We start from the raw sequence: 6626 nt of genomic DNA, 5'->3' as shown, positions 1-6626 counted from the left end.
CAAGGCGACGTTGACGCGGTTTGAAGAGATTTTTGAAGAGTATGAAACGAAAAGGAGGTAGGTCATTGTACTAGCCTCCTTTTGATATGATATAATAGTTCTATGAGATTAGATAAATTTTTAGTTGCCTGTGCGGTGGGAAGTCGGACTGAGGTCAAAAACTTGCTCAAGGCTGGGCGCGTGACTGTAAATGGTAAAAAAGAAAAATCAGCTAAATTGCAGATTGATGAAGAAAGAGATGAGATTCGCTTTGATGGGCAAGTGTTGGAGTATGAGGAGTTTGTCTACTATATGATGAACAAGCCCCAAGGAGTTATCTCAGCGACTGAGGATCCCAAGCACAGAACCGTTCTGGACTTGTTGGATGATATTGCTCGGAGCAAGGAAGTTTTCCCAGTAGGGCGCTTGGATATCGATACGCATGGACTCCTGCTCCTGACCAATGACGGTCAGCTTGCCCATGCTCTTCTTTCACCCAAGCGTCATGTGGATAAGACCTATCTGGCTCAGGTCAAGGGAATTATGACACAAGAAGATGTGGAGATATTTGCCAAGGGTATTCCTCTCAAAGACTTTACTTGTCAACCCGCTAGACTGGAGATTCTTTCCACAGATGCAGAAAAGAATCAGAGCCAAATCCGTGTGACTATTGCAGAAGGAAAGTTTCATCAGGTCAAGCGTATGGTGGGCTACTGTGGCAAGGAAGTGGTGGACTTGCAACGATTGACTATGGGAACTTTAGTATTAGATGAGAACCTGGAACGAGGGGAATGGCGTCGCTTGACCAAGGAAGACTTAGAAATTCTCCTTGCTAGTATTGCTTAATTTGATTTATATTTGAAAAAGGTGAGGAAGAATGTCCTTGCCTTTTATGTTTTTTAGTTGCTTCCTTTGTGAAAAGAGTTATAATAGACTGTAGAATAAAAGGAGGAATCTATGAACGCGATTCAAGAATCATTTACTGATAAACTATTTGCCAACTATGAAGCAAATGTAAAATACCAAGCGATTGAAAATGCTGCTAGCCACAACGGAATTTTTGCAGCTCTGGAACGTCGCCAAAGCCATGTAGACAACACACCTGTTTTCTCATTGGATTTAACCAAGGACAAGGTCACTAACCAGAAAGCGTCTGGTCGTTGCTGGATGTTTGCGGCTCTCAACACTTTTCGCCACAAACTCATCTCGCAATACAAATTGGAGAACTTTGAGTTGTCACAAGCCCACACTTTCTTCTGGGACAAGTATGAGAAATCAAACTGGTTCTTGGAGCAAGTCATTGCGACTGCAGACCAAGAATTGACGAGCCGTAAGGTTAGCTTCTTACTCCAAATACCACAACAAGATGGTGGTCAATGGGATATGGTCGTTTCCCTCTTTGAAAAATACGGTGTCGTGCCTAAGTCAGTTTATCCTGAGTCTGTTTCATCTAGTAGCAGCCGTGAGATAAATGCAATCCTTAACAAATTGCTGCGCCAAGATGCTCAAATCTTGCGTGACTTACTAGCTTCTGGCGCAGACCAAGCGACTGTTCAAGCTAAGAAAGAAGACCTCTTGCAAGAGATCTTTAACTTCCTTGCCATGTCACTAGGACTACCACCACGTAAATTTGACTTTGCTTATCGTGATAAGGATAATAACTACCAAAGCGAAAAAGGTATTACTCCACAGGAATTTTACAAGAAATATGTCAATCTTCCTTTAGAAGACTACGTTTCTGTTATCAATGCTCCAACTGCTGATAAACCATACGGTAAATCTTACACAGTTGAGATGTTGGGAAATGTCGTTGGTAGCCGTGCGGTTCGTTACATCAACGTTCCAATGGAGCGCTTGAAAGAATTGGCGATTGCCCAAATGCAAGCAGGTGAGACTGTTTGGTTTGGTTCTGATGTTGGCCAGCTCAGCAACCGCAAAGCTGGAATCCTTGCGACAGATGTTTATGACTTTGAATCAAGCATGGACATTAAACTTACTCAAGACAAGGCTGGACGTTTGGACTATAGCGAAAGCTTGATGACCCACGCCATGGTCTTGACAGGTGTTGACTTGGACGAAAATGGTAAATCAACCAAGTGGAAGGTTGAAAACTCATGGGGAGACAAGGTCGGTACAGATGGTTACTTTGTTGCCTCAGACGCTTGGATGGACGAATACACTTACCAAATCGTTGTTCGTAAGGAATTGCTGACAGCAGAAGAACAAGCTGCCTATGGAGCAGAACCAATCGTACTTGCACCTTGGGATCCAATGGGAGCCTTGGCAGAATAATACTCTTCGAAAATCAAATTCAAACCACGTCAGCTTCGCCTTGCCGTACTCAAGTACAGCCTGCGGCTCGCTTCCTAGTTTGCTCTTTGATTTTCATTGAGTATAAAAGCCTAGAAAAAAGGAATCAGATTTTAGAACCTGGTTCCTTTTTAGTTGCTTGATTACATGATGTGAAGAACATGTGCCACAATACCCACTGCGAAGAGGGCAAGGATAATAGTGATTGGAGATACTTTTTTCTTAAGTAAGTACATGCAAAGTAAAGTAAGGAGTAGTCCTGATAATCCAGGAATCAACATATCCAAGTTTTGTTGGAAAGTAGTAACTTTTTCAGGAGTTTGAGACAATCCTTGTCCTACTTGTGCGAATGCTTCTTGGATACCTTTAGACCCTTCTGGCAATTTATCCCAATGGATATAAGCCTTTTCATCTAGTTGAACTTTAGAAACATCGAAAGCAAATTTAATATTTACCCAACGTTGAACAAGGACAGCAAGAATGAACATCCCAAGGATAGAAGCTCCTTTAGTGATATCTTGAAGGATACCACCAGACATATCTTTGGTGATTTCTGATCCAGCCTTATATCCAATCTCTTGAACATACCACAAGAATGACATACGAATCAAGTTCCATGCAACAAAGAAGAGGAGTGGACCCAAGATATTGCCAGTAAGGGCAAGTGAAGCACCGAGAGATCCAAGGATTGGGCGTACTGTAAACCAGAATACTGGGTCACCGATACCAGCAAGAGGTCCCATCATACCGATTTTAACCCCTTGGATAGCAGCGTCATCGATTTCCACACCGTTAGCACGTTCTTCTTCAAGCGCAAGAGTAACCCCCATGACTGGAGCAGCTACGTATGGATGAGTGTTGAAGAACTCAAGGTGACGCTCAAGAGCAGCGATTTGATCTTCTTTTTTAGTATAGAGTTTTTTGATAGCTGGAATGAGTGTATAAGCCCAGCCCAAGTTTTGCATCCGTTCAAAGTTCCAAGACCCTTGTAAGAAGGTTGAACGCCACCAAACTTTTTTACGATCTGATTTAGTTAATTGAAGTTTTTCAGTCATGATGTTTTCAGTCCTTTCTTATCTTAGTAGTCTTCTAGGATATCGCCGATTGGGTCGTTAGAAGTTGCGGCTCCTCCGCCACCATTTCCACCAGTTTTAGAAAGGTGAAGGTAGATAAGAGCGATAGCAACACCGATAGCACCGAATCCGATTAGAGTAATATCTGACACAGCAGCGAGAACGAAACCAAGAGCGAAGAATGGCCATACTTCACGAGTTGCCATCATGTTGATAACCATGGCGTAACCAACGGCAACGACCATACCACCACCGATAGCCATACCATCTTTGAGCCAGTCTGGCATGGCACTAAGGATACTTTGTACAGTTTCAGTTGGTACCATAAGGAGAAGAGCTGCAGGAAGCGCGATACGAAGTCCTTGGAAAAGTAGCGCAATGAAATGCGCACGCTCCACAGCGCCGAAGTCACCTTTTTTAGCGGCAGCATCTGCAGTATGAACCAAACCAACTGAAATTGTACGAACAATCATTGTCAAGAAAAGTCCAGCTACGGCAAGAGGGATAGCAACCGCTTGGGCAACACCGATACCAGTCTTGGTAAAGTCACCACCAAGAACCATGATAATGGCAGCAGCGACAGAAGCAAGTGCAGCATCAGGAGCGATAGCAGCACCGATATTTGACCAACCAAGGGCAATCATTTGAAGCGATCCACCGAGGATAATCCCTGCTTCCAAGTGACCTGTTACAAGCCCAATAAGGGTACAGGCTACAAGTGGTTGGTGAAATTGGAACTGGTCGAGGATGCCTTCAAGACCTGCAAAGAAGGCTACAACGACTACTAAAACCATAGAAATAATAGACATGTTTAAAATCCTTTCATAAATAATGGCTTATTTGACATTGGCTTTGTTAATCAAGTCAAACAAATCTTTTTTAGAATCATTCGGTACTTTACGGACATCAAATTCAACACCCAAGTCACGCATTTTTTCAAATGTAGCAACATCTTCTTTGTCCATCGACAAAACGGTATTGACCAATGTTTTACCTGTTGAGTGAGCCATAGAACCAACGTTAAGAGTCTTGATTGGCACGCCGCCTTCGATGGCACGAAGGGCATCTTGAGGTGTTTCAAACAAGATAAGGGCATGTGTTTCTCCAAAACGTGGGTCTTTTGAAATCTCAATCAGTTTTTGAATTGGAACCACGTTAGCCTTGACATTACCTGGAGCTGCTTGTTTAATCAATTCTTTACGAAGGTCGTCTTTAGCCACGTTATCTGAAGCAACGATGATACGATTTGCTTTTGAATCTGGAGTCCAAGCAGTTGCAACCTGACCGTGAAGTAGACGTGTGTCAAGACGGGCAAGATTGATTTTCAATTTACCGTCTCCGATAACAGTTCCTTCTGGGATAGCAGCTTGGGCAACTGGAGCAGCTGCAGCGCTTGCAACTTCTTCAACTGGATTTAGCTCTTCTGGAAGAGCTTTGATGCCATCTTTGGCTTCTTTAATGATATTAGCAGCGACTTTTTCTACACCTGCAGCAGCGTCCATGAGGCGCTCTGTGTAGGCTTGAATCAACATCGGTAAGTTAAGTCCTGTGATGATGGCAAACTTACGCTCAGGATTTTCTCCCATCACGCGACTAGCTTGGTTAAATGGAGAACCACTCCAAAGGTCAGCCAAAACTAGAACCTCATCTTCTGCGTCAAATGCAGCAACAGCGTTATTAAACTTAGCGTATAGATCATCAGGACCTTCATTTGGCATAAAGGTCACAACTTGAACCTTTTCTTGTTCACCAAAGATCATAGATCCTGACTGATGAATACCCGCAGCAAATTCGCCGTGGCTCGCAATAATGATTCCGATACTCATTATTGTCATTCCTCCTTTTTTGTTTTAGTTTTCATTTAAGAAAACTTTAAGACTGTTTAAGTATAAACCGTTTTCATGTAAAAAGCAACTATTTATCATAAAAAATTAAAAAAACTTTTACTTTTGGATGTTGATATATTGAGTTTTTTGAGGAGTAATATTGAATCCACATTTAAAAATTTAATATAAAAAAGTTGAAAGAAGCTTCCAACTTTTAAAATAGGTTTCTATTAGATTAGTGGGTGAAGTCGAGTACCATACGTCCTTGGATTTGACCTTTTTCCATTTCGTCGAAAATGGCTACGGCATCTTCTATTGGACGTTTTTGAACAACTGGAACTACTAAACCTTCTGCACCGAATTGGAAGGCTTCTTCCAAGTCTTTACGAGTTCCTACAAGAGAACCGATGACTTGGATTCCATCTAGAACGGTTTTTACGATGCTAAGTTCCATCATTTCAGAAGGAAGACCAACAGCGACTACGCGACCACCAGCACGAACTGAGTCAACAGCCTGATTGAAGGCAACTTTAGACACAGCAGTTACGACAGCTGAGTGAGCACCTCCATCAGTTTTTTCCTTGATAAGTCCAGGTACATCTTCAACTTCGAGGCCGTTAATAACAATGTCAGCGCCTACTTCTTTTGCAAGGGCAAGTTTGTCATTGTTGATATCGACTGCGATAACATGAGCATTGAATACTTTTTTAGCGTATTGAACAGCGAGGTTACCAAGTCCACCAGCACCGTAAAGAACAACCCATTGGCCTGGTTCAACTTTTGCTTCTTTGATAGCTTTATAGGTTGTTACTCCAGCACATGTGATAGAAGAAGCTTGGGCTGAATCAAGTCCGTCAGGAACTTTGACAGCATAGTCAGCAGTTACGATACATTGTTCAGCCATACCACCGTCTACTGAGTAGCCAGCATTTTTCACTGTACGGCAAAGGGTTTCGCGACCAGTTGTACAGTATTCGCAAGTGCCACATCCTTCAAAGAACCAAGCAACGCTGACGCGGTCACCGACTTTAAGGCTTTTCACATCTGGAGCAATCTCTTTAACGATACCGATACCTTCGTGGCCAAGAACACGTCCTGGTACTTGACCAAAGTCACCATGAGCAACGTGGAGGTCAGTGTGGCAAACACCACAGTATTCAATTTCTACAAGTGCTTCCCCAGTTTCAAGTGGACGGAGTACTTTTTCTTCAACAGCAACACCAGTGCTTTCTGGATTTACAACAACAGCTTTCATAGCTATCCTCCTTGATATTGACCGAGAACAGGGACAGCGGGACTGGATTGATTATGTTTCAACAGAGTCGAGTGTGACGAGCTCTCTTGTATTTATATGTGAAGTATATCGCAAAAGAAAGCCTTTTCCAAGGTTTTGGAGGCAAAAAGTAGAACAATCGATTAAGACTAGACTAAAATAAAA

The 6626-nt window shown here is 42.6% G+C and carries 6 protein-coding genes; 2 read left to right on the top strand and 4 right to left on the bottom strand.

What is annotated here, in order from left to right:
• Positions 1–102: 102 nt before the first annotated feature.
• The gene (locus HT691_RS00645; RefSeq protein WP_001234889.1) at positions 103–825 is read left to right on the top strand and encodes a pseudouridine synthase; all 723 of its coding nucleotides are present in this window, start codon (positions 103–105) and stop codon (positions 823–825) included.
• Positions 826–936: 111 nt separating this feature from the next.
• Positions 937–2271, top strand: a complete 1335-nt coding sequence (gene pepC, locus HT691_RS00640; protein WP_023935613.1) for an aminopeptidase C — start codon at positions 937–939, stop codon at positions 2269–2271.
• 161 nt (positions 2272–2432) lie between these two features.
• Here the strand turns inward: pepC and HT691_RS00635 are convergent, their stop codons facing one another.
• The 4 genes from HT691_RS00635 to adhP all read right to left on the bottom strand — a co-directional run bounded on the left by HT691_RS00635 (position 2433) and on the right by adhP (position 6443).
• Positions 2433–3344 carry a PTS system mannose/fructose/sorbose family transporter subunit IID gene (locus tag HT691_RS00635; RefSeq protein WP_000136861.1) on the bottom strand — a complete coding sequence of 304 codons (912 nt, stop codon included), beginning with the start codon at positions 3342–3344 and terminating at the stop codon, positions 2433–2435.
• A gap of 23 nt (positions 3345–3367) precedes the next feature.
• Complete coding sequence (locus HT691_RS00630; protein WP_000022715.1) at positions 3368–4171, bottom strand: PTS mannose/fructose/sorbose transporter subunit IIC; 804 nt, start codon at positions 4169–4171, stop codon at positions 3368–3370.
• Positions 4172–4198: 27 nt separating this feature from the next.
• On the bottom strand, positions 4199–5188 hold the full coding sequence (locus HT691_RS00625) for a PTS sugar transporter subunit IIB (protein WP_000021972.1): 990 nt from the start codon (positions 5186–5188) through the stop codon (positions 4199–4201).
• Positions 5189–5423: 235 nt separating this feature from the next.
• Positions 5424–6443 (bottom strand): alcohol dehydrogenase AdhP, encoded by a 1020-nt coding sequence (adhP, locus tag HT691_RS00620; protein ID WP_172924001.1) that lies wholly within the window; start codon positions 6441–6443, stop codon positions 5424–5426.
• Between the last annotated feature and the right edge of the window lie 183 nt (positions 6444–6626).

The organism is Streptococcus sp. 477, from assembly GCF_013277295.1.
In the GTDB taxonomy this organism is placed as follows: Bacteria; Bacillota; Bacilli; order Lactobacillales; family Streptococcaceae; genus Streptococcus; species Streptococcus pseudopneumoniae.
This window is presented reverse-complemented; position numbering and strand designations above follow the sequence as displayed.